Annotated in this window: 21 protein-coding genes and 2 pseudogenes; 10 read left to right on the top strand and 13 right to left on the bottom strand. The window is 71.9% G+C overall.

The features are described from left to right. Positions 1 to 125 precede the first annotated feature (125 nt). Complete coding sequence (gene bla / locus IF11_RS0105790) at positions 126 to 1,073, bottom strand: class A beta-lactamase (protein ID WP_030350334.1); 948 nt, start codon at positions 1,071 to 1,073, stop codon at positions 126 to 128. Positions 1,074 to 1,249: 176 nt separating this feature from the next. Here bla and IF11_RS0105785 point away from each other — a divergent pair, with 176 nt between their 5' ends. Together IF11_RS0105785 and IF11_RS0105780 are read left to right on the top strand one after the other, a co-directional pair. Beyond that, a complete protein-coding gene (locus IF11_RS0105785; RefSeq protein WP_037727106.1) occupies positions 1,250 to 2,152 on the top strand; it encodes a LysR family transcriptional regulator in 903 nt (300 codons plus the stop codon). Then, the gene (locus IF11_RS0105780; RefSeq protein WP_030350332.1) at positions 2,149 to 3,051 is read left to right on the top strand and encodes a serine hydrolase; all 903 of its coding nucleotides are present in this window, start codon (positions 2,149 to 2,151) and stop codon (positions 3,049 to 3,051) included. The genes IF11_RS0105785 and IF11_RS0105780 overlap by 4 nt, the downstream gene beginning before the upstream one ends. Before the next feature lie 50 nt (positions 3,052 to 3,101). On the opposite strand, the gene IF11_RS0105775 is transcribed toward IF11_RS0105780, so the two are convergent. Beyond that, the gene (locus IF11_RS0105775) at positions 3,102 to 3,860 is read right to left on the bottom strand and encodes a DeoR/GlpR family DNA-binding transcription regulator (protein WP_030350331.1); all 759 of its coding nucleotides are present in this window, start codon (positions 3,858 to 3,860) and stop codon (positions 3,102 to 3,104) included. Between the two features lie 89 nt (positions 3,861 to 3,949). Between IF11_RS0105775 and IF11_RS0105770 the strand changes: the two genes are divergently transcribed. Beyond that, positions 3,950 to 5,200, top strand: a complete 1,251-nt coding sequence (locus tag IF11_RS0105770) for an MFS transporter (RefSeq protein WP_030350330.1) — start codon at positions 3,950 to 3,952, stop codon at positions 5,198 to 5,200. 22 nt (positions 5,201 to 5,222) lie between these two features. Here the strand turns inward: IF11_RS0105770 and IF11_RS0105765 are convergent, their stop codons facing one another. Further along, positions 5,223 to 6,356, bottom strand: coding sequence for a PP2C family protein-serine/threonine phosphatase (locus IF11_RS0105765; RefSeq protein WP_030350329.1), 1,134 nt, complete (start codon positions 6,354 to 6,356; stop codon positions 5,223 to 5,225). Positions 6,357 to 6,672: 316 nt separating this feature from the next. Between IF11_RS0105765 and IF11_RS0105760 the strand changes: the two genes are divergently transcribed. Further along, positions 6,673 to 7,212: an RICIN domain-containing protein gene (locus tag IF11_RS0105760; RefSeq protein ID WP_037727104.1), complete on the top strand. Its 540-nt coding sequence runs from the start codon at positions 6,673 to 6,675 to the stop codon at positions 7,210 to 7,212. Positions 7,213 to 7,353: 141 nt separating this feature from the next. Here the strand turns inward: IF11_RS0105760 and IF11_RS0105755 are convergent, their stop codons facing one another. From IF11_RS0105755 to IF11_RS0105730, 6 genes are all read right to left on the bottom strand, one after another. Beyond that, entirely contained in the window at positions 7,354 to 8,544 is a 1,191-nt protein-coding gene (locus IF11_RS0105755; RefSeq protein WP_030350327.1) for a damage-control phosphatase ARMT1 family protein, read from the bottom strand. A 102-nt stretch (positions 8,545 to 8,646) separates the two neighbouring features. Then, entirely contained in the window at positions 8,647 to 9,021 is a 375-nt protein-coding gene (crcB, locus tag IF11_RS0105750) for a fluoride efflux transporter CrcB (RefSeq protein ID WP_030350326.1), read from the bottom strand. Continuing rightward, positions 9,018 to 9,365: a DUF190 domain-containing protein gene (locus tag IF11_RS0105745; RefSeq protein WP_030350325.1), complete on the bottom strand. Its 348-nt coding sequence runs from the start codon at positions 9,363 to 9,365 to the stop codon at positions 9,018 to 9,020. The genes crcB and IF11_RS0105745 overlap by 4 nt, the downstream gene beginning before the upstream one ends. A 19-nt stretch (positions 9,366 to 9,384) precedes the next feature. Continuing rightward, complete coding sequence (locus tag IF11_RS0105740; protein ID WP_030350324.1) at positions 9,385 to 9,870, bottom strand: fluoride efflux transporter FluC; 486 nt, start codon at positions 9,868 to 9,870, stop codon at positions 9,385 to 9,387. Between the two features lie 221 nt (positions 9,871 to 10,091). Continuing rightward, positions 10,092 to 10,547: a cyclic nucleotide-binding domain-containing protein gene (locus IF11_RS0105735; protein WP_030350323.1), complete on the bottom strand. Its 456-nt coding sequence runs from the start codon at positions 10,545 to 10,547 to the stop codon at positions 10,092 to 10,094. Between the two features lie 115 nt (positions 10,548 to 10,662). Beyond that, a complete protein-coding gene (locus IF11_RS0105730) occupies positions 10,663 to 12,060 on the bottom strand; it encodes an MFS transporter (protein ID WP_280521079.1) in 1,398 nt (465 codons plus the stop codon). Positions 12,061 to 12,311: 251 nt separating this feature from the next. Between IF11_RS0105730 and IF11_RS0105725 the strand changes: the two genes are divergently transcribed. The 4 genes from IF11_RS0105725 (at position 12,312) to IF11_RS0105710 (ending at position 16,051) form a co-directional block, all read left to right on the top strand. After that, positions 12,312 to 13,271 (top strand): aldo/keto reductase, encoded by a 960-nt coding sequence (locus IF11_RS0105725; protein ID WP_051745645.1) that lies wholly within the window; start codon positions 12,312 to 12,314, stop codon positions 13,269 to 13,271. A gap of 131 nt (positions 13,272 to 13,402) precedes the next feature. After that, on the top strand, positions 13,403 to 13,567 hold the full coding sequence (locus IF11_RS41215) for a hypothetical protein (protein ID WP_165840635.1): 165 nt from the start codon (positions 13,403 to 13,405) through the stop codon (positions 13,565 to 13,567). Between the two features lie 10 nt (positions 13,568 to 13,577). Next, positions 13,578 to 14,894, top strand: a complete 1,317-nt coding sequence (locus IF11_RS0105715) for a M14 family zinc carboxypeptidase (protein WP_051745535.1) — start codon at positions 13,578 to 13,580, stop codon at positions 14,892 to 14,894. 89 nt (positions 14,895 to 14,983) lie between these two features. Next, positions 14,984 to 16,051 (top strand): HesA/MoeB/ThiF family protein, encoded by a 1,068-nt coding sequence (locus IF11_RS0105710; RefSeq protein ID WP_240627619.1) that lies wholly within the window; start codon positions 14,984 to 14,986, stop codon positions 16,049 to 16,051. Between the two features lie 27 nt (positions 16,052 to 16,078). Here the strand turns inward: IF11_RS0105710 and IF11_RS0105705 are convergent, their stop codons facing one another. Continuing rightward, on the bottom strand, positions 16,079 to 16,798 hold the full coding sequence (locus IF11_RS0105705; protein WP_030350318.1) for a nucleotidyltransferase domain-containing protein: 720 nt from the start codon (positions 16,796 to 16,798) through the stop codon (positions 16,079 to 16,081). Between the two features lie 166 nt (positions 16,799 to 16,964). Between IF11_RS0105705 and IF11_RS0105700 the strand changes: the two genes are divergently transcribed. Then, positions 16,965 to 19,640 (top strand): ATP-binding protein, encoded by a 2,676-nt coding sequence (locus IF11_RS0105700; RefSeq protein WP_030350317.1) that lies wholly within the window; start codon positions 16,965 to 16,967, stop codon positions 19,638 to 19,640. Positions 19,641 to 19,650: 10 nt separating this feature from the next. Here IF11_RS0105700 and IF11_RS41900 read toward each other — a convergent pair. Continuing rightward, positions 19,651 to 20,094: pseudogene (locus tag IF11_RS41900) on the bottom strand (beta-mannosidase); the annotation flags it as partial. Continuing rightward, positions 20,054 to 20,434: pseudogene (locus tag IF11_RS41895) on the bottom strand (IS200/IS605 family accessory protein TnpB-related protein); the annotation flags it as partial. The pseudogenes IF11_RS41900 and IF11_RS41895, both read right to left, overlap by 41 nt. A gap of 144 nt (positions 20,435 to 20,578) precedes the next feature. Here IF11_RS41895 and IF11_RS0105695 point away from each other — a divergent pair. Next, positions 20,579 to 21,364 carry a pentapeptide repeat-containing protein gene (locus tag IF11_RS0105695; protein ID WP_051745643.1) on the top strand — a complete coding sequence of 262 codons (786 nt, stop codon included), beginning with the start codon at positions 20,579 to 20,581 and terminating at the stop codon, positions 21,362 to 21,364. 48 nt (positions 21,365 to 21,412) lie between these two features. Here the strand turns inward: IF11_RS0105695 and IF11_RS0105690 are convergent, their stop codons facing one another. Then, positions 21,413 to 22,855, bottom strand: coding sequence for a D-alanyl-D-alanine carboxypeptidase (locus IF11_RS0105690; protein WP_240627618.1), 1,443 nt, complete (start codon positions 22,853 to 22,855; stop codon positions 21,413 to 21,415). Positions 22,856 to 22,870 lie beyond the last annotated feature (15 nt).

Genomic DNA, 22,870 nt, shown 5'->3' with positions numbered 1-22,870 from the left:
GGCCGGAATACCGCCTCTTCCCCGACGCTAGAAACGCCGTGCCCAGCGCCCGCCCCTCAGCCGGTTAGCGCGCGGTTAACGTCTGGGCCGTGTTCCCCGTACCGCACCGCCGGCGCGTGTCTTCGCTACGACAGCGCGTCGGCGACCACGGAGGCCGCTTCCGCGATCAGTTCGTCGTCGTGTTCGGCGTCCTTGTCGGGGCGGTTCGACATGATCGCCATGACGATGGGGGCGCTGTCGGGGGGCCACACCACGGCGATGTCGTTGCGGGCGCCGTGGTAGCTGCCGGTCCCGGTCTTGTCGCCGACCACCCAGCCCTTGGGCACTCCGGCCCTGATGAGCGCGTCCCCGGTGGTGTTGGTCCGCAGCCACTCGGTGAGCTGGGCGCGTTCGGCCTTGCCGAGGACGTCTCCGAGAACGAACGCGCGCAGATCCTCGACCAGCGCCCGCGGTGTGCTCGTGTCCCGCGTGTCGCCCGGGACCCATCGGCTGAGTTCGGGCTCGCGGCGTTCCATCAGGGTGACGTCGTCGCCGATCTCCCTGAGTACGGCTTCGAGCCCCTTGGGCCCGCCGAGTGCGTGGTCGAACAGCAGGTTCGCCGCGGTGTTGTCGCTGAAGCGGACGGTGGCGTCACACAGCTCCTTCAGGGTCATCCCGGTCTCGACGTGCTTCTCGGTCACGGGAGAGTTGGCGATCAGATCGTCCTTGGAGTACGTGATCACCCGGTCCATCCCGCTCAGTGAGTACTTCCGCAGCACGGCGCCGGCGGCCAGCGCCTTGAAGGTGGAGGCGTAGGGGAACCGCTCGCCGTCGTTGTACGCCACCTCGCGCCCGGTGCCGGTGTCGACGGCGTAGACGCCCAGCCGCGCGTCGAACTTGCGCTCAAGCTCATGCAACCCGCCGGCGAACGGCTTCGTCGCCGCGCTCGACTGTGTCGTCGTGGCGGACGCGGACGCTGGGGCGGACGGAGACGACGAGGCCGCGGACTCGCCTTGGCCGCAGGCCACGAGCGGGACAAGGGCGAGTGTGGCGAGCGCACCGAGAACGGCGCGCCGGGCACGGCTGTGCTGCATGGTCCAAACCTCCGGGGGCACCCCGCACGCGGGGCGCATGGGGGATGGGGTGACACGGCCCCATCCCGGTACGTGGTGGTGGTCATCAGTGCCGGGACCACCCTCACCTCCGGGTTGCCATGCGGTCCAATACGTTCATGCGCTGTTCCATGCCGATCTGGCATAGAGTGCGGGCTGTGGATCTGGTGGGAGCGTGTCGCGCGTTCGTCAGCGTCAGCGAGCACGGAAGTTTCACCGTCGGAGCGGCCGAGGCCCGGATGTCCCAGTCGGTGGCCAGCCGTCGCGTCGCCGCCCTGGAGGAACGCTTCGGTGAGCAGCTGTTCGAGCGCACATCGCGGCGGGCCGTCCTGACCCCCTTCGGCCGGGACATGCTCCCGGCGGCCAGACAGCTCGTACAGACCGCCGAGGTGCTGCTGAACGAGGCAGCGGCCGTCAAACGCAAACCCTGGCGGCTCGCGGTGCCCGGCATCTGCTCCACGGCCGGTCTCGCCCGTCTCGTCGCCGAGGCGCGGGGGCACGGTGTCACGCTCGATCTCCGCGTCGCGGCGCCGGCGGAGCGCAGGGAACTCATCCACGCCCAGCAGGTGCGTGCAGCCGTGCTCGCGGTGCCCGCGGACGAGGCGACGTGGTCCGTTCCGCTCGGGCTCGCCGGTGCCCAGGATCCCGGCATCAAGCGCGTGTACGTCGAGACGCTGCGGATGGGGCGGGCCTCGCCCCGCCCGGCCCGCCGTATCTGGATCCAGCCGGAGGACGATGTGCCGCACATCCGTGACCCGCTGACGCGTCTGCGCGACGCGGTGGGTCTGCGGCCCGCCCAGCTCGTCGCCGCGGCCGACCTGACGACCGCCGCGGCGGAAGTCCTCTGCACCCGCGACGTGTTGCTGTGTTCCCCCGCACAGGCCGGGGAACTCGCCCTGAACTGGCGGCCCATCGGGGAGATCACCCTCAGCCGGGGGTTCGCCCTCGCCGCCGCCGCGGACGGCAATCCACAGCACATCGAAGCGCGGCTGGGCGACGCCCTCGCCCGCCTCCTCGGCGCGGACACCCGGGCGGGCACCTCGGGAGGGGCGGCGGCATGAACACCGAGGCACTGCTCGGCGACATGCGCCGGCAGCTGCGCGAAGGCGGTCTGCACGGCTGCCTGCTCGTGCGGGATCTGCATACGGGAGAAGAGCTGGGGATCGACCCGGACACGCAACTGCCCGCCGCCTCCCTGGTCAAGGTCCCGCTCGCGCTGGCGACGGCGGAACGCATCCGACGGGGCGAGCTCGACGGGGCGACGATGCTCGACGTACAACCCGGGCGGATCACCACACCCGGCCCCACCGGGCTGAGCCGATTCCGCCACCCCACCCGGATCGCGATCGACGACCTGCTCTATCTGAGCACCTGCGTGAGTGACGGAACGGCCGCCGACGCGCTGTTCGACCTCACCCCGCCCGCCCAGGTCGCCGACATCCTCCACGAGCTCGGCCTCCGCGGCCTCACCGTCCGGCACGGCATGCTCGAACTGTCCGACACTCCCGCGGAACGCTTCGACGCCGCCGAGGCCCATCTCGCCCACGCCCTCGCCATCGACGCAGGCACCAGCGGCCGGGGACACCGGGTGCCGCAGCTCGACACCACCCGCGCGAACACCGGCAGCGCACGCGCCTATGTCGAACTGCTCCAGGCCCTGTGGACACCTTCGGCGATCCACCCCGAAGCGGCCGAGCGCGTGCGCGGTCTCATGACCCACAACGTGCTGCGGCACCGGCTCACCCCGGACTTCAGCTCCGACGCCACCACCTGGTCCTCCAAGACCGGCACCCTGCTCAATCTCCGCCATGAGATCGGTGTGGTCGAGCACTCCGACGGCCAGGCCTTCGCCATCGCCGTCCTCACCGAGTCACTCGTCCCGGCCAGTACCCAACCCGGCGCCGACGCCCTCATGGCGCACGTCGCCCGCGGCCTGCGCGATCACCTCAGGCAGCTCTAGGGTGTCCGGGCCGAGATCCGGCGGCGGGGGTCCTCACCTGCTCCTGGCGCTCATACCGTCCGTACGACCACGCCGGCCGCGGCCATCGCGCCGGTCTCCTCCTCCGGGGCCCCCTCGTCCGTCACGATGGCGTCGAGCGCGGAGACCGGCGCGACGAAGGCGAGCGCCGTACGGGAGAACTTGGCGGACTCCGCCACGGCGATCACCCGGCGGGCGGAGGCGATCGCGGCGCGCTTGACCGCGGCGTCGGCCAGGTCGTACGCGGTCAGACCGTCCCTGGAGTTGAGCCCGCAGCAGCCGAGGACGGCGGTGTCGAAGCGCAGCGCGGCGAGGGACGCCTCGGTGAGCGGGCCGGTCAACGCCAGCTCACCCGGGCGCGGTTCACCGCCGGGCAGCAGCAGTTTCAGCTGGGGGGCGCTGGTCAGCGCGTTCGCGGCGTGCAGCGAGAGCGGCATGACGGTCAGCCTGCGGTGCTCCAGGGCGCGTGCGACCTCCAGACAGGTCGTGCCGCTGTCGATGAGCACCGACTCCCCGTCGGCGATCAGTCCGGCGACGGCGGTGGCGATGCGCCGCTTCGTCTCCGTCTCCTCGCGCGCCCGGAGCGCGAAGGGCGGCTCCTCGCCCCGCAGCAGCAGGCTTCTGGCACCGCCGCGGTAGCGCTCCAGCACTCCCTGGGCGCCCAGGGCCTCCAGATCGCGGCGGATGGTCATCTCCGACGCTCCGGTGAGCTCCGCCAGTTCGGCCACGCTCAGCTGCCCGGCCTCACGCACGGCATCGGTGATCCGCCTCAGTCGCTCTGTGCTCGCCATAGCGCACATTGAACACGTTCGGCGATCGTTGGGCAATCTTTCGAACGCAATTTGTGTTTGCTATGTTCGCTCGCATGGAGAGATCACGCATGGAGAGATCACTGCGCGCCGCCCGGATCGCCACCTTCGGCTTCTTCACCCTCAATGGGTTCGTGATGGGCATGTGGGTCGTCCACATCCCGACGGTGGAGCACCGCGTGGGGATCAGCCATGCCGTGCTCGGCTGGCTTCTGCTGCTGCTCGGCGGTGGCGCGTTCGCGGGAATGCAGCTGGTCGGGCCGCTCACCGACCGCCTCGGCGCGCGCAAGGTGGTGCCCGCCAGCGCGGCGCTGTGCAGCGCCGCGCTGATCCTGCCCGGACTCGCCACCGAGGCATGGACGCTGGCCGTGGCCCTGCTGGTGTTCGGCTTCGGCAACGGCTGTCTGGACGTCAGCATGAACACCCATGCCGTCCAGGTCGAACGCGGTTACGAACGGCCCGTCATGTCCGCCTTCCACGCCTTCTTCTCGGTCGGCGGGGTGCTGGCCGCGCTGGTCGGTGCCCGGACGCTCAGCTGGAACTGGAGCGCGGCGCTGACCCTCACCTCGGTCAGTGTCTTCGGGCTGGCCGTCACCGTACTCTTCACCCCCGCCCTGCTGCGGCCCGAGCCCGCGGGCGCCCCGGAGGCCACGACCGACGAGGCCGGCGCCGGGCGGCAGCCGTCCCCGGCGGACCAGCCGGCCCCGCGCGGGAAGACGCCCTCGCGCATCTGGGCGCTGGCCGCCCTCGCCTTCATGCTGATGCTCTGTGAGGGCGTCGCCAACGACTGGAGCGTGCTCGGTCTGCGGGAAGTCCTCGGCGCGCCCGCCGCCACCGCCGCCCTCGCCTACGGCGCGTTCTCCACCGCCATGACGATCGGACGGCTGCTCACCGACCGGGTGGCCGCGCGCTTCGGCCCGGTCGCGATCGTCCGTTACGGCACATCCCTGGCGGCGCTCGGGCTGACGGCCGTCGCGCTCTCCCCCTGGATTCCCCTCGCCCTGGTCGGCTGGACGGTCTTCGGTATCGGGCTGTCCGGCTCCGTACCCCAGCTCTTCAGCGCCGCGGGCCACGCGGACCAGGGGAGCGCCGGAGCGAATGTCTCCCGCGTCGCCGGTCTCGGCTATCTGGGCATGCTCGCCGGGCCCGCGATCATCGGGCCCATGACCCACTTCCTCCCACTGAACCTCACCTTCTTCCTGCCCGTGGCCTTCTGCGTGATCGCGGCGTGCGCGGCCCGGATCCTGCGGACGGCATCCACGACGGCGGCGGTCGCTTCGGCCGGGCCCGTGCACGAGAGGGCGGACAACCAGCCGGCCTGACCGCGCTCGACGCCGGGCGGCATCACACGGCCGGGGACCGGTCCGAGGCAGGGGCGCGGCACAGCGCGAGAACGGCGATGTCGTCCTGCTGGTGCCCGGCGGAGAAGGCGCGGGAATCCGCGTGGAGGAAGCGCGCGAGCCGGGTCGGTGGCAGCCCCGCCTCCTCGGCGAGACGCTTCTCCAGCGGGAAGAACGTGCCGTCGGGGGCGCGCGTCTCGGTCAGACCGTCCGTGCAGAGCAGCAGCGTGGTACCGAAGGGGAAGTCGAACCGGCCCACGGTGCGGGGCGCGGGCGCCAGCGAGCCGAGGCCGAGCGGGAGATCGGCCTCATCGAGGAGTACGGAGACGGTCGCGCCGGGTCCGACGAGATACGGCCGGGGGTGTCCGCAACTGATGGCCCGCACCGTCGGGCTGTCGTCGATACAGAGGACCAGCGCGGTGACGAACCGTTCCGGCTCATCGGCCTCGGCGGCGATGGCGTTGTGCCGTACGACGGCCTCCTCCAGGGCGTCCACGAGCCCGGAGAGCGTCGGCTCGCGGTACGCCGCCTCGCGAAACGCGCCGATCACGGCGAAGGCCGTGCCTATGGCGGGCAGCCCCTTGCCCTGGACGTCACCGATCAGCACGCGGGTGCCATAGGGCGAGGCCGCCAGGTCGTAGATGTCGCCGCCGACGAGTTTGTCCTCCTGGAGCGGCTCGTACACACCGTCCATCAGTACCTGGTCGGTGAGCAGCGGAAGCGGCCGGAGGATGCTCCGCTGCATGGCCGTGGCGGTCGATCGCAGCCGCAGCATCTCGCTCTCGTGCCGGATCCGGTACCGGCAGCCCAGCACGCTCAGCACGCCGAAGACCACGGTGAGCGTGAGCGCCACGATGTCGTCGCTCCGGTTCGGCGCGGGACGGTAGACGAGGGACAGCGCCATGACGGCGGCGGACCAGCACGCGGTGAACACGGTCTGCCGGACGGTGGTGAAGGCGGCCGCGAACGCGGGGAGAAAGACGACCAGACCGATCAGGCGTACGCCGGTGCCGGTCAGCAGGCCGAGCACGAGGATCAGCGCGGTCAGCCCCACGACCCACAGGAGTACGGCGCCGGTCGACGGCCAGCGTGCCCGGGGGCGGTCCGGATCCGCAGGCTCGTCGGCCCTGGTGGCCACACCGCGCTCCCTTCACCGTCGGGCTCTCTTCCCACCTTCGGCCCGTGCCCCCGGGCGCGCGAGCGGCAAGGAGCACACGTGTGATCGCGGTGTGGTCACCTTCCCGGCCCGTGAGATGAACTCCCTGACGTGGCCATCCCAATGCCCGTTCGGATTGGGGCGGTTGGGACGGATGTATACGGTCACTTCACCCGTCCGGCCCACGCCCGGCACCCGAAGAGGTGGTTTGACGTTGCCGCCCCTCTTCCGCGGCGATGGCATCCGGCAGTCTCCTCCCGGGCCGGACAGTCCGGCCCGAATCGTGTCAGGAGAAGCAATGTCGGCATACAAGCTGAACTGGGCCGCCGCAGCAGCCGCCCTCGTGGGGACGATGCTTGTCGCGTCGATGACGCCCACCGCGTCGGCGCAGCCCGATACGGACAGAGCGGTCACCGTGAAGAAGCTCAGCCTGCGCCTGGCCTCCAACCCCAGCCAGGTCGCCAACGTCAAGGGCGGCGGCAGCGCGAACGGGACGCCGGTCATCCAGTGGCCCTGGTCCGGCACCCCGAACGAGCGCTGGGAGGCCACGGCCAAGGGCGGCGGCTACTACCAGTTCGCCTCGCTGGAAAGCGGAAAGTGCCTGAACGTCAAGGGCGGTGGGAACGCCAATGGCACCGAGGTCATCCAGTGGACCTGCGGCAACGACGCCAACGCGCTGTGGAAGTTCGTGCCGAAGGGCATCGGCTACGAGCTGGTCGTCAAGTCCAGCCAGAAGTGCCTGAACGTCAGGGGCGGAGTCGGCAAGGGGAACGCCCTGATCCAGTACACCTGTACCGGCGTCGCCAACGACATCTGGCTGCCCGTCTGGGAACACTGAGGGCCATCCCGCGCCGTACCGGCCCGGCACGCTGACGAGCAACGGGACGCTCGTCGCGGCTGACCCCGGGATCGGCCTCCAGGAGGGCCGCCGACACCGTCGGCGGCCCTCTCGCGCTACAAGAGAAGGGCAGCGAAAGCCTCAGCGCCGGGCCTGGACGAGCCCGTGCGTGCCGCTGGTACGCCACGGCTTTCCGCTCGCTTCCAGGCCATCCAGTACGTGGGCGTCGAGGCCGACGATCACATCGGACTTGAGGGTGCGCAGCGCGGCCACGGGTCCGGGGAAGTACGCGGTACGGCCGGCGAACGACGACGTCGGCGCCCAGTACCGATCACCCACGAGACGACGGTAGTTGAGGTCACCCTTCAGAATCGTCACGGTGGCTCCCGCGAGGTCCTGGCGCAGATCGTCGGGCATCGCGCTGTACGGCAGCGGCGCCCGGAAGAAGCCGTGCGCGCGCACCGCGAGCCGTCCGGCCGCCATGGCGGACCAGAGCCGCTTGCCGATCTCGGCCGCGTATCCGGATGCCGCCCCGAGCCGCCGCAGACTGTCGATGACGTCCGTCATCGTCGCGTCGGAGACGTAGTACGGATACGGCTTGACGTGCAGGACGGCGCGGGAGGCGCGCTCGGTGTGGAGCAGATGGTCGAGCAGTACGAGATCGGGGATGAGTTCCCGGCCGGCGTTGTCGGCGATCAGATGCACCGTACTGGCCGCGCCCACGGGCAGCAGCGACCACAGCAGAGGGCCGTCGTCCGCGACGAGACGCGGGTCCGTACCCCCGTCGGTGGGGGCGGCGCCCGAGGCGATCCGGAAGCTGAGGTCGGCGCGGTTGCCCCAGAGAGAGGCGTGCGCCAGCGCGAGCGCCTGCTCGTCGGCGGAGCGGCCGGCGAGCCCGTCGAGGGCGGCGAGTTCGTCGTCCACCGCCGTGCCGCGCAGCTCGGCGTCCTTGAAGGGGGCGAAGGGGTCGACGCCCCGCCAGGGGCCGTCCGTGAAGTGGCCCATGGCGTCGAGGAGTACGCGGTAGAAGTAGCTCTCGGACCACAGGAACGGTACGTCGAACCAGGACCGGCCGAACCAGGAACCCCCGGCGGAGTCACGTCCCCAGATCTCCCACTGGGCGCGGTCGTGCGCGTCCGGGGCGAGCGGCTCGATCACCCCGTCGGTGACCGAGCGCAGCAGGGCGTCGAGCGCCCGGTGCTGGACGGGGGTGCAGGGAAAGGCGTCGCGTACCTGCTGGATGAGCGCCGGATGGCGGTCGGTCAGCACTCCCCGGGCGAAAGAGCCGGGCTCATTGCCCAGGATCACGGGTGCGTCGTCTGCTGCGGGCATCGCTTTCACGTACTCCTCGCTCGGCCGTCCGGCGCGGTCCCGTCGAGCCGCTGCCGTCGTCGGCCGTCCCGGGGACCACCACCGCACCGTACCGGTGGCGGCTCATGCCCACAGCGCCCCCGCGAGGGCGACCCCGGCGAAGGCCGCGCCCAGCCCGGCCACCACGCTGCCGAGGACATTAGCGGCGGCGTACAGCTTCGCGCCGTCCTCGGCGAGCCGCAGCGTCTCGTAGCTGAAGGTCGAATACGTCGTCAGCGCGCCGCACAGGCCGGTGCCGAGGAACAGCTGCGTGCGCGAGGACGCGGCCCCGGCGGCGACCGCGCCGGTCAGCAGCCCGAGGACCAGACAGCCCACGATGTTGACGGCGAACGTCCCCCACGGGAAGACGGTGTCGTGTCTGCGCTGCACGCTCCGGTCCGTCAGGAAGCGCAGCGGGGCGCCGATGGCCGCCCCGGCCACGACCAGCAGCCAGTTCACCGCGCCTCCCGCCGGCCGGCATGGCGGACGACCTCGCAGCTCTCCAGCGTGACCAGCCCCTCGCGCACCAGCTCGTCCAGCCGCGGGAGGAAGTCCCGGATCTTCTCCTCGGTGTCCACGATCACGATCGCGACCGGCAGGTCCTCGCTCAGCGACAGCAGCCGCTGCGTATGGATCAGCGAGGACGCGCCGAACCCCTCGATCCCGCGGAACACGCTCGCGCCCGCCAGCCCCGCCTGGTGCGCACGGTGCACGATCTCCGTATAGAGGGGTCTGTGGTGCCACACATCGGATTCGCCGATGAGGACCGTCAGCCGCAGGGCGCTGCCCATCAGCCCGTTCATGTCTGCCTCCACAGCCCGTTCATGTATGCCTCCACGCGACTACGCGGCGCGTCACCCACACCGCACTCCACACCGAGGCGAGAGCCGCCACCAGCGTCAGTCCCAGATACGCCATGCCCGTAGCGGGCCGCCCGGAGCCCACCAGGAGCCGGATGTCCACCGCGTAGGTGGAGAAGGTGGTGAACCCGCCCAGCACGCCGGTCCCGAAGAACGGCCTCACCAGCCGGTGCGCGGCCCACACATCGCTGATCACCACCATGAAGACGCCGATCAGCGCGCACCCGACCACGTTCACGGTCAGCGTCGTCCATGGAAAGGAGCCGGAAGCGCTGGGCCACAGCAGGGACGCCCCGTAGCGGGCCGACGCACCGAGCGACCCGCCGAGCGATACGACGGCCACCACCGGCCAGAGCGCCCTCGCCCGCGCACGCCGCACACCGGCCGTGGACGGACGGGAATCGGGTTCGACGGGCTCGTTCACCACTCGGGGCCGCGGGCTTCCCATGGGCATACGTCTCCTACTCGCCGGGCGCCCGTACGCGGGCGCGCTCCTTCGCAAGTAGGGACCGTTGGCGGCATATGTCACCGCGGTTCGGGTACGGCGGGCCCCACCGCCGCGTGGTCGCCCGCCGGGGCCACCACTGACCCCAGGCTAGCGGCACGGCTCGGGCGGCGCCGACCCGGGCGCTGCGGAGGGTCCGGGCCGTGCGCGGGTCCGGTGGCGGCTCACAGCCCGGGACCGCCGTGGCGCATGTACTGGTCGATCAGTTTCGTACGCGCCACCTCAAGACGGCGGGCCAGGATCTCCGCGACGGAGCGGGTCAGCGCGTAGCCGAGCGCCGGATCGTCGTCGCACAGGGCCCGTACCGCGTGTCCGTCGAACTCCAGGGTGCGCACCGGACTGAACGCCTCCGCCCCGAAGTGCCAGCGGTGCGGGGGGAACAGCCAGGACCAGCCGAGGAGATCCCCGACACCGAGCGTCTCGACCATGATCCGCCGGCGGCCGGGTACGTACATGTCCAGGGATACGGCGCCCGAGCGGATCACCCAGAACCGGTCCGCCGGATCGCCCTCCTCGAAGATCCTGGTGTCCTGGGGGAAGGAGACATAGCGGGCCTGTCGCATCAGGAGCTCGCTGTGGCCGGTGGGAAGCACCGTCAACAAACGCGTCGCGGGAGCCATGGTGGGGTACCTCCTTGCCGAACCGCGTGACCGGGCCGGACGGGACATACGGCGCATACGGCCATATGTCAGATGGTATCCCCACTGTGTGACCTGCTCGGAAGCGCTGGTTCCGTCAGTTCCCGCTCCCGCGCGTCCGGGGCGCCGCGCGGCCGGACGCCAGCGCGCCGGCGCCGAGGACGGAGAGCAGCATCCAGCCGGCGGCGTAGAGGAACCCGGCGGTGGGGGAGACGGCGGTGTACAGGACGCCGACGACCACGGTGGCCACCACGTCCCCCACCGCCTGTACGGCGCCCAGCAGCCCGAATCCGCTGCCGCGCAGCCGGTCGGGCAGCAGCTGGGCGACGAGCGCCGACTCCGCGGTCTCCGCGCAGCCGATACCGGCCCCGGCGAGGCTGAAGAAGATCAGCAGCACCCACCAGGAGTGGAACCCCACAGCAAAACCGGCGTACGCCAGCACATAGAGGGCCGAGCCGGTGGCGAACACGACGCGCGGTCCCGCCCGGTCGATCCAGTGGCCGCCGGCGTACGCGACGGCCGCGCCGACGGCGTTGTGCGCCGCGTAGACCAGGATGGCCAGCGACGCCGCCTCGGTGGCGGAACGGCCGTCCGTGTGCAGCAGCTGGGTGGCCCGCAGGATCAGCAGGGTGACGGCGAGATTGCCGAACTCGAACAGCAGGACCGGCAGCAGGGGCCGGAGCAGCCCGGCACCCCGCAGCCCGGCGAAACGCAGCCTGATCGGCTCGCGGGAACCGTCGGCGTGACGGCGGCGGGCCTCGCGGGCGGCGATGGTGATGGTGACGGCGGCGAGGATGCCCGGAAGGAACGCGAACCAGATCGCGGGCCGGATGCCCAGCCAGGCCACCAGACCGGCGGCGGCCAGCGGGCCGGCCACCGCTCCCAGGTTGTCCCCGGCGCGTTCCAGACCGTACGCCCGGCCGAAGGCGCGCGGCGGCGCCAGGGACGCGAGCAGGGCGTCCTTCGACGGCGAACGCAGCCCCCGGGACGTCCAGGCGACGGCGCGCAGGACACCGACCTGCCACACCGCCGTGGCGAGGCCGATGGCCCCGGTCGCGACGGCCGTACCGAGATAGCCGCCGGTGGCCATCCGGCGGCGTCGGCGCGGGTCATTGGCCAGGGGGCCGCCGGCGAGCTTGCTGACGCCGGTGAGCGCGTCGCTGACGCCCTCGATCACCCCGAGCGAGGCGGCGGAGCCGTGCAGGACGCCGGTCACGAAGCTGGGGAGGACGGCGGTGGCGATCTCATGACCGGCGTCGGAGAGGAAGCTGGTCACTCCGACGCTGCCCACACCGGTGGTCAGCCACTTGTCGTCCGGTCCGGGTCCGACGGGCGCACCGGGCGCACCGGACTTGCCGGGGCCACCGGGGCCACCGGGGCCACCGGGGCCACCGGGGCCACCGGGGCCACCGGGGCCGCCAGGGTCACCGGGGCCACCGGGCGTTCCTGGAGGGGGCGGCGGGTGCGCGGGCGGTGGTTCGGGATCTTCGGGCACGCGTCCGTCCTCCTCCGTCGGCCCCGGCGCTCACCGATGATGCCACCGCTCGTGACGGATCCGGCACGGACAGCGCCGGGCCGCCCGGAATCCCGTACCCCGGCCGAGTCCGGCCCCTCCGGGCTGCGCGATCATACGGAGACGTCGTGACCTCGGCCACGCCGTGACCCCGATCTTCGCCGCGCACACGAAAGCAGGAGAGTTCGTTGAAGCAGCCTCCCTATCTCGCCGCCGCCGACCGCTACGACGGCATGCGCTTCACGCGCTGCGGTCACAGCGGGGTACGGCTGCCGCAGGTCTCCCTCGGCCTGTGGCACAACTTCGGCGGCACCGCGCCGCTGGAGAACCAGCGCGCCGTGCTGCGCCGCGCCTTCGACCGGGGCGTCACCCACTTCGACCTCGCCAACAACTACGGCCCGCCCTACGGCAGCGCGGAGGAGAACTTCGGCACGCTCTACGCGCAGGACTTCCGCCCCTACCGCGACGAGCTGTTCCTCTCCACCAAGGCGGGCTACGACATGTGGCCGGGGCCGTACGGCGAGTTCGGCTCGCGCAAGCATCTGCTGGCGAGCCTGGACCAGTCACTGACCCGGATGCGCGTCGACCACGTCGATCTCTTCTACTCCCACCGGTACGAACCCGACACTCCGCTGGAGGAGACGGTGGGCGCGCTGGACTCGGCCGTTCGGCAGGGCAAGGCGCTGTACGCCGGGCTGTCCAACTACCCGCCCGAGCAGATGGAGCAGGCCGCCGGGATACTCAAGGACCTCGGCACCCCGCTGCTGATCAACCAGCACCCGTACAACCTCCTGGACCGCGGCATCGAGCACAACGGCCTGATCGCCGCCTCCGCCGAAGTGGGCGCCGGAGTGATCGCCTTCTCGCCGCTGGCCCAGGGGCAGTTGACGGACCGTTACCTCAATGGGGTGCCCGCCGACTCGCGGATGGCCGTGGGCCACTTCCTCACGCGTGACGCGCTCAGCGAGCGGAAGCTGACCTTGCTGCACGCGCTCAACAAGCTCGCGGGCGAGCGCGGGCAGACCCTGGCGCAGCTGGCGCTCACCTGGGTCCTGCGCGACCCCCGCGTCACCTCCGTCCTCATCGGCGCCAGCAGCGTCGGGCAACTGGACCAGAACCTCGAAGTACTGAACGCGAACGCGCTCGAAGAACCGGAACTGGCCGCGATCGACGCCCTGTTGACAGACCTGTGACGGACCTGCTGCCGGGGCCCGCTGACAGACGGTGAGATATCCACCGGACACCTTCTTCCGGCACGTATCCGCATATCACATTCCACATCATCCCAGGTGTTGACGTGGTCCAATCCGTGACGGACCATCACATGAGGGTGCCCGACGGTGAGTTGGGCACCGTGGTGTCGAAGGAGCGGTCCATGGGGAAAATGGCCAAGAGCGACAGCGCATCACGTCCCAAGCCGACCACCATCACGATCCGACGTCTCGACCGGCGAGAGACCACGGGCGACAGCAACTCGACCGGTTCCTGAACGGGACGCCGTGCCGGCTCGCTATCTCACCGTCGACGAACTGACCTCTCGCGCCCGGGGCCTGGCCGCGGCGCACCCGGACCGCGCCGTCCTGCGGCGTATCGGTTACTCACGGGCCGGGGAGCCGATACGGCTGCTGTCCATAGGGCGGGGGAGCCGGCACGCACTGGTGGTCGCGGGGCCGCATGCCAATGAACCGGTCGGCGGCATGACGGCCCTGCGACTGGCCCGGTATCTCGCCCGGCCCGACCGGCCGGGCCGGGCCATGGACACGACCTGGCACTTCGTTCTCTGTCTCGACCCCGACGGAGCCCGCCGCAACGAGCGATGGCTCAAGGGGCCGATGACCTTCGCCCAGCACTACCGCCACTTCTTCCGCCCCGGCTTCGCGGAACAGCCCGAGTGGCTGCCCACGGAGCCCGGGGCGGAACCGATGCCCGAGACCCGGGCTCTCCTCGGCCTCCAGGACGAACTGCGGCCCTACCTCCAGTGCTCGTTGCACGGTGTGGACGTGGGCGGCAGCTTCGTCCAGCTGACCCGGCGGCTGCCCGGCCTGCCGGAACGGCTCGGCCGGTCCGCCGCCGATCTGCGGATACCGGTGGAGCTGGGACCGTACGACGCCTTCTTCTGGCCGAGCCCGGGGCCGGGCGTCTATGACATGCCTCGGCCCCAGGAGACGGATCAGTTCCACTCACTGCCGGCCGCCACCGCCACCTCCACCTGGTTCCATCCGCATGCGTACGGCACCGTCACCGCGGTCGTCGAGGCGCCGATGTGGGGGGTCGAGGAGGTCGGTGACACCTCGGCCCACCCCGACCCGCCCGGCGCTCTGGAGATCATCAGCAATTCGCTCCGGCAGGACGCGCTGTTCCTCGCCGGCCTGCTGGAGCGGGTACGGCCGGGCCTGCCCGCCACCGTGGGGCCGCTGCTCGCACCGGTCGACGAGTACCTCGCCATCTGCGGCGGGCTGGCGGACGAATGGGCTCCGGAAGCGGCCCTCCGCGAGACGGGCGGACTGCCGCCGCTGAACCGGGCGCGGATCATGGCGCTGCGGATCGCCGCCCGGCGGCTCATCGTCCGCACGGCGGGGCTGCTGCACCAGATGCTCGCCGCCGGTCACGACACCGATGGAGCGGAGGGCGCGGAAGTGACCGGCGTACGCGCCTCCCTGGACCTGTTCCTCACCCGGCGCTGTGACGCGTTCGAAGCGGACTGCCGTGCCCGCTGGATCCCGGTCCACGACCAGGTGGAGCATCAGTTCAGAATCGTGCTGGCCGCCTCCGAGCTGGCCGCCCGGTTCAGGGAGCCGAGGGCGGTACGGGCGTGACAGCGGACCGGTGCCCGCCGCCGGTGTCCGGCTTACGGCGCCCCCGCGTCAAGCCCGAACACCGGGCCTACCGCACCGTGGACGGGAACGTGCGGATCGGCAGCGTGGTGTACGGGATCGGGGCCGAGGTCGCCGACCCCGACGGCTGGATCTGGACGCTGACCGAGGCGCTCGACGGGACCCGCGGCCAGGCCGAGTCGGTCGACGCGGTCCTCGCCCGGCACCCGGGCGTCGAACCGGGCGCGGTCGTCCAGGCGATCACCGAGCTGTACGAGGCCGGGTTCCTGGAGGACGCCGAGGCGGAGCCGCCGGACACTCTCACCGACGAGGACCGCGTACGGTACAGCCGCGGGGTGACGCTGTTGCGGTGGATGGATCTGTCACCGCACGCGAGTGCCTGGGAGTTACAGGCCCGGCTGCGCTCGGCCCGTGTCCTGCTGCTCGGACTCGGCGGTACGGGCGGCTTCGCGGCCCAGGGGCTGGTCGCGTCGGGCGTCGGCCGGATGCACTGCGTGGACGGCGATGTCGTGGAGCTGTCCAATCTCAACCGGCAGCCCCTCTACCACGAGAGCGACATCGGCCGGTCCAAGGCCACCGCCGCCGACGCGGCCCTGCGGGCGGTCAACTCGCGGGTGGCACTGACCACGGAACACCGCGCGGTCCGCGGCCCCGACGACATCGCCGCGCTGCTCGCACCGGGCTACGATCTGCTGCTGCTCTGCGCCGACCGGCCGCCGGAAATCCGCCGCTGGACCAACCGCGTCTGTCTGGACGCCGGAATCCCCTGGCTCGACGCCGGCTACCGCGGACCGCTCGTCACCGTCGGGGTCCACGCGCCCGGCCGGGGGGCGTGCTGGGAGTGCCACCGCGCGGGCGAGGTCGACCGCCGCGATCTGCGGCTCGCCGCAGGACAGGACGAGGAGGCCGCCTCGCCCCGGATGGAGTGGAACCCCGTCAACGCCGTGACCGCGGGCCTCTCCGGCCATCTCCTCGTCCACGCGGCGATCGCGCTGCTCACGGGCGTACCGGAGATGGAACCGGGCTTCCGCTTCGGCCTCAATCTGATGGCGCTCTCCGAACCCGTGGAGGAACGGTACGAGCGCAGACCGGACTGCCCGGCCTGCGGTACGCCGGGCGGGGTACGACGCCCGGCCTGAAGCGCACATCCTCCGGCGGACACGTGTTCAGCGCCGTGCGACGCCCTGCCGCCGGTAGCCCGCCCACAGCCGCCCGCCCGCCGGCGCCAACGCCTCGTCCGCCAGCGCGGCCAGGGCGTCCGTATCCCCGTCGAGTGCCGAGCCCACCGCCGCGGCCAGCCGCTCCGGCAGCCCGGGCCGGACCTCGGCCAGCCGTCGCGACAGCCACTTCCCGCCGCCCAGCCATGCCCCCTCGGCGAGGAGAACGAACTCGGCGGTGCGGCGGGCCACTTCGGTGACGATGAAGAGCCGCTCGCCCGGATCGCCGCAGCCGGCGAGATCGTCCAGAAGATCCGTCAGGGGATAGCGCCGGTCGTCCAGTTCGGCCGCCGTCACCCTCGGCGGCCCCGCCGCCACCAGGCGCCGCGCGTACCCCTGGAGCCCGGCACCCGCGCCGTCGCGGTCCACCAGGAGCGTTCCCGCCGCGCACATGAAGAGCAGGGGCGAGCGCCGTTCAAGGATCTCGCGCTCCACAAAGCCTTCCCAGCTGTCCCGGGTGTGGACGAAGAGTTCGGCCGGCCACCCCGCGAACCGCAGGGACTCGCGGTACGGGTCGGCGCCGTCCGCGAGCAGGACGACCACGTCCAGGTCGGAGAAGGCCGTACGCCGCGCGGTGAGCACGCTGCCGCAGAGAAGGGCGGCGCGGGCCCGTGGGTGCCGCTCGGTCACCAATGCCCGTGCCGCCAGGACCGGATCCGTGATCTCCATGGCGCCACCCTCCCAGCCGGCCCGGACCTCACGCCGCCGAATTTCGTTACTCCTTGAACCGCTCTCGCGCAGTCGAACAGCCGAATTCGTGCTGATTCGGGTCCACTCGGGGCGCTCCGGGGCTACCCTCAACACTTGAACTGCGCACTGTTCGAGAAAGCGAGGGATGCCGGTGTACCGGCCGGATGACTCGGTCACCCTCCCGCTGCTGGAGCGTGAACCCGAACTCGCCGCGGCGGCCAACGCCGTGGACGCACTGTGCGGAAGCAAGCGTTCCGGCGGGCTGCTCGTCTACCGGGGCGCCGCCGGGCTCGGTAAGACGGCGTTGCTCTCCGAGGTGCGCCGACTCGCCACCGGGCGCTGTGCGGTGTGGTCCGCACGCGGCGGCGAGACCGTCACCTCCGTCCCCTTCCATGTCGTACGGCAACTGCTCCAGCCCGCGCTGACCGCCGCCGAACCGGCGTCCGAACCGGTCGACGGCCTCGCGGACGCGCGGGAACTGCTCGGTGACCGCTACGAGATCGTCGGCCCGGCCCTCGGCATAGCGCCACCGGGCGAACAGCACGCCGATCCGCAGGGCGTCAGGGACGGTCTGGACGCCCTGGTCGAGCGGCTCGCCGCGGTCCATGGGCCGCTCGTCCTTCTCGTGGACGACGGGCAGTGGGCCGACCTGGAGACCCTCGCCTGGCTCGCCTCCTTCGCCGAGCGCCCGGCCGGCGGGCCGCCCGTCCTCATCGTCGTCGCGTACCGCACCGAAGAGGCCATCGGCGAGACCGAATGGTTTCTTCAGAAGATCGGAGTGGCGGCGAAGCTGCTGGTCACGCTCAGCGAGCTGACCTCCGACGCCACGGCCGAGCTGGCCCGCGCCGCCCTCGGCGAGCACGCGGACGATCCGTTCTGCCGTGAGGTCTGGGCGGTGACCGGCGGCAACGCGTACGAGACCGTCGAACTGCTCGCCAAGGTGCGGGACAGCGGTCTCAACCCCGTCGAGGACTTCGCCGGCGAACTGCGCGCCCTGGGCGCTTCGGCACGCGGCACCGGCCTCATCGCCCGGCTGGAGGAACTGGGCACGGCCACCACCCGATTCGCCTGGGCCGCCGCCGTTCTGGGCACCGACATCTCACTCGATCTGGCGATCACACTGTCGGGTATGAGCCAGGAAGCGGCCGCCGAGTGCGCGGAACGGCTGCGGGCCGCGCGCATCCTCGTGGGCACGGACCCACTGGAGTTCGTCCACCCGCTGATCGCGGGCGCCGTCTACCGGGCGATCCCGCCGGGTGTGCGCACCGCGATGCACGGACTCGCCGCCTGGGCGGTCTCCCGCAGCGGCCGGGGATCGGCGGCAGCCGCCCCGCATCTCCTCGAAGTGCACCCGGACGGCGACCCCGAACTGGTCGAGCAGCTGCGCGAAGCCGCCGCCGAACATCTCGCGGTGGGAGCGCCGGACGCCGCCCGGCGCTGCCTCGAACGCGCCCTGACGGAACCGCCGTTGGAGTCCGTACGGCCACAGGTGCTGTACGAGCTGGGCTGCGCCACACTGCTCACCTCACCGGCCACCACCGTCGGACATCTGCGCGCCGCCCTCGACACCCCGCAGCTGGACGAAGGTCTGCGCGTGGATGTGGTGTTCCGGCTCGCCCAGGCGCTGACACACAACAACCAGACCGGTGACGCCGCGCATGTGGTGGCCACCGAGGTCGCGCGCACCGAAGAGGGACCCGACAGGATGCGGCTCCAGGGCGCCCACTTCCTGTGGGAAGGCGTCCAGGCCATCGAGGAGAACGGCCCCGAGCGCTCCCGTCGGCTCGCCCGGCTGGCGGACGGGCTCACCGGACGTGACAACACCGAACGCGTCCTGCTGATGCTGCGCGCGTTCGACGGTACGGCCCGGGGCGAGAGCGCCGAGGAGAACGTCCAGATCGGTGAACGCGCCCTGATCGACGGACGGTTGGCGCCCGGAGTCGGCTGGGCCGACACGGCGTGGGGCTTCGAACCACCGGCGCTGCTCGGTCTCTCGTACGCCTTCGCCGACCGGCTCGACCGCGCGGAGAGCCTTTTCCAGGAAGGGCTGCGGGCCTTCGAGATCTCCGGCTGGAGCGGTGGCCATCTGGCCTTCGCCCATGCCCTCGTCGGCTACGGACATCGCAGACGCGGCCGGCTCGTGGACGCCGAGGCGTATCTGCGCGAGAGCCTGCGGCTGGCCGACCGGGTCGGCAACGGTCTGCCGATGCACTGGGACGCGGCGTGCATGCTGATCGACACGCTGCTCGCACGCGGCCATGTCGACAAGGCGCTGGAGGCGGCCGAGCGCCATGCGTTCGCCCCGCCGTACTCCTCCTCGATCGTCATCCCCGACGCGCCGTGCGTCCGGGGCCGGCTGCTGCTCGCCCTCGGCCGTACGAAGGAAGCCGTCGCCGAACTGGAAGCGGCCGGGCAGGCGTTGACCGCCCGTGGCCGTCACAACATCGTCATGGCTCCCTGGGCGTTGGACCTCGCGCGTGCGGTCGCCGACGACGATCCGCGCCGTGCGGCCCATCTCGCCTCGTACGCCAGGGACCGGGCGGAACGCTTCGGCACGCACACCGCCATCGGGGTCGCGCTGTGCTGCGCCGCGTCCCTGAAGGAGGGCGCGGAGAAGGTCGAGCTGCTGGCGCAGGCCGTCGCTCATCTGGAGGCGTCGCCCTCCGCGTACGAACTGGCCGTCGCCCGGGTGGAGTACGGCATCGCCGCCGGGTTCCCGGCCGAGCTGGCCTGTGGGCTCGAACTGGCCGAGAGCTGTGGCGCGGACGGTCTGGCGGAACGGGCGCGCAGGGCGATGGAGGCCCGCCCGGCGCCCCGCTGACGGGCACCTCCGCCCGGCGCTCCAGGTCCCGCCGGGTGCGGGTGGTCAACTGGCGTGTGGCGGGCAGCAGATACAGCGGACCGTCCATGGGCAGACCGTCGGCCTCCCGCGCGAACGCGACCGGCAGATCCGCGCCGCGCGCCGCCACATACCCCTGATGCGGCGAGCTGAAGATGAGCGACCGGTCGGCGGGCCGGCTGTACGGGTAGCCGCGCTCCAGGAAGGCGGGCACCACAAGCGCCGTCGGCGCGTCCGTACACCGGCAGCGGGCGAAGTCGACCCGTCGCAACACCTCGGTGAAGGCGGCCAGTTCACGCAGTGGTTCCTTCGGGCGACCGGCGCTGTCCGTGATGCCGAAGTGCATCTCGAAGGGGTGGTGGTCGTACGGCGACCGGTCCCGGAGATGGTCGTAGCCACCGCTCCTCGGTGAGCTGCGCCGTATCCAGGTGGTGGCGGGTGTTCGCCAGCCGTTTACCGCCGCGTACGACCCGCACCCGCCCGGACCGCCAGTCCGACACCGCCCTGTCCCGGCGCGCCTCCAGCACCGTCAGGCGGCGGGACTTGGCGTGCCACTCCCGCCGGGAGCGGTACCCGCCCGGAGCCCGCTTCGTACCCTTCTCACCCACCGGCAGCGACAACCGATGCCGCACCACCGCGATCCCCGCCTCCAGGCTCCGGATGTGCGCAGCCAGACCCCGGCGGGCCAGCGCCCACTGATCATGCGTGGCCTTCGTGATCGCCCCCGCCCACCGCGACGACGACCGACCCGTCAACGCCCGCTTACGCACCGCCCACCGCGTCGGCGCCGGACGGTACGCTCCGTCGGGCGACCGTCGCCCAGCAGGTACAGGAGACCGGAACCCTTGTCAGAGCAGCCCGACCCCTCAGACTCCTCCCTCCGCCAGGGGGCTCACGGCCCCGGGCCTTCCGGCCTCGATCTGCGGGCCGACTGCGCGAACTGCTTCGGGCTCTGCTGCGTCGCGCTGACCTTCTCGGTCTCGGCGGACTTCCCGGTCGACAAGGACGCCGGAGAGCCCTGCCGCCACCTGCGGACCGACTTCCGCTGCGGTGTGCACAGCACCCTGAGGGAGCGGGGCTTCCAGGGGTGCACGGTCTACGACTGCTTCGGCGCGGGCCAGAAGGTCTCGCAGCTCACCTTCGGCGGACGGGACTGGCGGCAGGCCCCGGAGACCGCGGAGCGCATGTTCGCCGCGCTTCCCGTGATGCGGCAGCTCCAGGAACTGCTGTGGTATCTCGACGAGGCCCTGGCGCTTGAGCCCGCCCGTACGCTCCACGACGCGCTCCGCCGCGCCCTGGACGAGACCGAGCGCCTCACCCGGAGCGACCCCGAGACCCTGCTCGCACTGGACGTGGCGGCGCGCCGCGCGGCCGTCAACACCCTGCTGCTGCGCACGAGCGAGCTGGTGCGGGCCCAGGTCCGGGGCAAGCGGAAGAACCGCAGGGGCGCCGACCTCTTCGGCGCGAAGCTCAAGGGCGCTGACCTGCGCGGCGCCGATCTGCGCGGGGCGTATCTGATCGCCGCCGATCTGCGGGGGGCCGATCTGCGCCTGGCCGATCTGATCGGGGCCGACCTGAGGGACGCGGATCTGCGGGGCGCCGATCTGACCGGCAGCATCTTCCTCGTCCAGACCCAGGTCAACGCGGCGAAGGGGGACGCGGCGACCAGACTCCCGCCGTCACTCACGCGCCCCGCGCACTGGTAGGCGCCCCCCTCACAGGGCGGATGTCCAACTCCCCGCCGGGCACCGCGCTCAGTGGATGATCTCTTCCTCCTCCGGCCGCCGCCTGCCGGAGCGCCGTACGACGAAGAGTCCGACGGCCGCGAGACAGGCGGAGCTGACGAAGGCCGCGGGCACCAGATAGCCGGACCCGGAACCGCCGTCCGCCGCCCGCGTCACGCTCACCGACCGCGCCCCCGGCGCCGCCCCCGCCACCTTCGCCATGGGACTCGACCCCGGACCCGCCGGCGCCGGCGAGGTCGGGGGCATCGGCGGGACGGGCGGCGGAGGCGGCTTGAGCGTGCCCACCGGGACGACGCGCTTCCCGGCGGTGAAGCCCCAGTCCAGCAGCTCCCTGGCCTCCTCGTACACCGCGTGGACGCCGCCCCACTGCGGGTTCATCACGGTCGCCACCAGCGTGCGCCCGCCGCGCTTGGCCGCCGCGATCAGGGTGTAGCCGGCGTCGGAGGTGAAGCCGTTCTTGACACCGATCAGCCCCGGATAGGGCTCGACCCCGTCCTCGCCGCTCAGCAGCCGGTTGGTGTTGACGATGCCGCCTTCGCCGGGGAACTCGGCGTCGACGGTCGAGCTGTACCGTACGAACTCCGGTGACGCCAGGCCCGTACGGGCGAAGACCGACAGGTCGTACGCCGACGACACCTGACCGGGCGCGTCATAGCCGTCCGGGGACACGACGTGGGTGTCCAGCGCGCCCAGCTGCTTGGCCTTCTTCCGCATCTGAGCGACCGTCGAATCCCAGCCGCCGTTCATCGCGGAGAGCGCGCGCACCGCGTCATTGCCGGAGCTGAGGAACACGCCCCGCCACAGATCGGCCACTTCGTACGACTCGCCGCCGACGATTCCCACCGTGCTGCTGCCGGGGCCGATGTCGTCCAGCTCCTCCTCTTTGACGGTGTGCCGGGAGTGTTCGGCCAGACGCGGCAGCGCGGTGAGGGCGAAGAGCGTCTTCAGGGTGGAGGCCGGAGGCAGTTTGAGGTGCGCGTCGCGCGCGGCGAGGACCTCGCCCGTACCGGCGTCCGCGACCAGCCAGGACAGCGCCGACAGTTCAGGCGGCGCGGGCGCGCCGGGCTTGGGCCGCGCGTGCGTACCCGGCCGGTACAGCAGCGCGCGGTCGATATCGGCTTCCGGCGCGCTCGCGGGGCCATGAGCGCCGGCGGCCGGTCCGTGCGCGGCGGAGACGGATCGGGGGGAGCCATGAGGTCCGGGGGAGCCATGAGCGCGGGGCGAGGCAGAGGATCCATGAGCGCCGGGGGAGCCGGGAGATCCGGCTGAGCCATGGACGCCGGGGGAGCCGGCGACCGCGGGGGCGCGGGGCAGGCCCGGAGCCCGTACGGCCGGATCGCTGCGGGAGTCCGCGGCGGCCGGCGGGGACGGCGGCAGAAGGACCAGCAGGCCGGTGGCGGCGAGAGCCATCGTGCCGGAGAGCGCGGAGCGCGTCACGGATCTGTTGATCATTCCGCCACGGTAGGA

This window comes from Streptomyces scopuliridis RB72 (genome assembly GCF_000718095.1).
Lineage (GTDB): Bacteria > Actinomycetota > Actinomycetes > Streptomycetales > Streptomycetaceae > Streptomyces > Streptomyces scopuliridis.
The sequence above is the reverse complement of the archived record's forward strand: the minus strand, read 5'-3'. Positions and strand labels throughout refer to the sequence as shown.

Bases quoted from the DNA above. Each gene is read 5' to 3' on its own strand.
- bla (WP_030350334.1), bottom strand. From the start codon at position 1,073: ATGCAGCACAGCCGTGCCCGGCGCGCCGTTCTCGGTGCGCTCGCCACA.
- IF11_RS0105780 (WP_030350332.1), top strand. From the start codon at position 2,149: ATGAACACCGAGGCACTGCTCGGCGACATGCGCCGGCAGCTGCGCGAA.
- IF11_RS0105775 (WP_030350331.1), bottom strand. From the start codon at position 3,860: ATGGCGAGCACAGAGCGACTGAGGCGGATCACCGATGCCGTGCGTGAG.
- IF11_RS0105770 (WP_030350330.1), top strand. From the start codon at position 3,950: ATGGAGAGATCACTGCGCGCCGCCCGGATCGCCACCTTCGGCTTCTTC.
- IF11_RS0105760 (WP_037727104.1), top strand. From the start codon at position 6,673: ATGTCGGCATACAAGCTGAACTGGGCCGCCGCAGCAGCCGCCCTCGTG.
- IF11_RS0105755 (WP_030350327.1), bottom strand. From the start codon at position 8,544: ATGCCCGCAGCAGACGACGCACCCGTGATCCTGGGCAATGAGCCCGGC.
- IF11_RS0105745 (WP_030350325.1), bottom strand. From the start codon at position 9,365: ATGAACGGGCTGATGGGCAGCGCCCTGCGGCTGACGGTCCTCATCGGC.
- IF11_RS0105740 (WP_030350324.1), bottom strand. From the start codon at position 9,870: ATGGGAAGCCCGCGGCCCCGAGTGGTGAACGAGCCCGTCGAACCCGAT.
- IF11_RS0105735 (WP_030350323.1), bottom strand. From the start codon at position 10,547: ATGGCTCCCGCGACGCGTTTGTTGACGGTGCTTCCCACCGGCCACAGC.
- IF11_RS0105725 (WP_051745645.1), top strand. From the start codon at position 12,312: ATGCGCTTCACGCGCTGCGGTCACAGCGGGGTACGGCTGCCGCAGGTC.
- IF11_RS41215 (WP_165840635.1), top strand. From the start codon at position 13,403: ATGAGGGTGCCCGACGGTGAGTTGGGCACCGTGGTGTCGAAGGAGCGG.
- IF11_RS0105705 (WP_030350318.1), bottom strand. From the start codon at position 16,798: ATGGAGATCACGGATCCGGTCCTGGCGGCACGGGCATTGGTGACCGAG.
- IF11_RS0105700 (WP_030350317.1), top strand. From the start codon at position 16,965: ATGCCGGTGTACCGGCCGGATGACTCGGTCACCCTCCCGCTGCTGGAG.
- IF11_RS0105690 (WP_240627618.1), bottom strand. From the start codon at position 22,855: ATGATCAACAGATCCGTGACGCGCTCCGCGCTCTCCGGCACGATGGCT.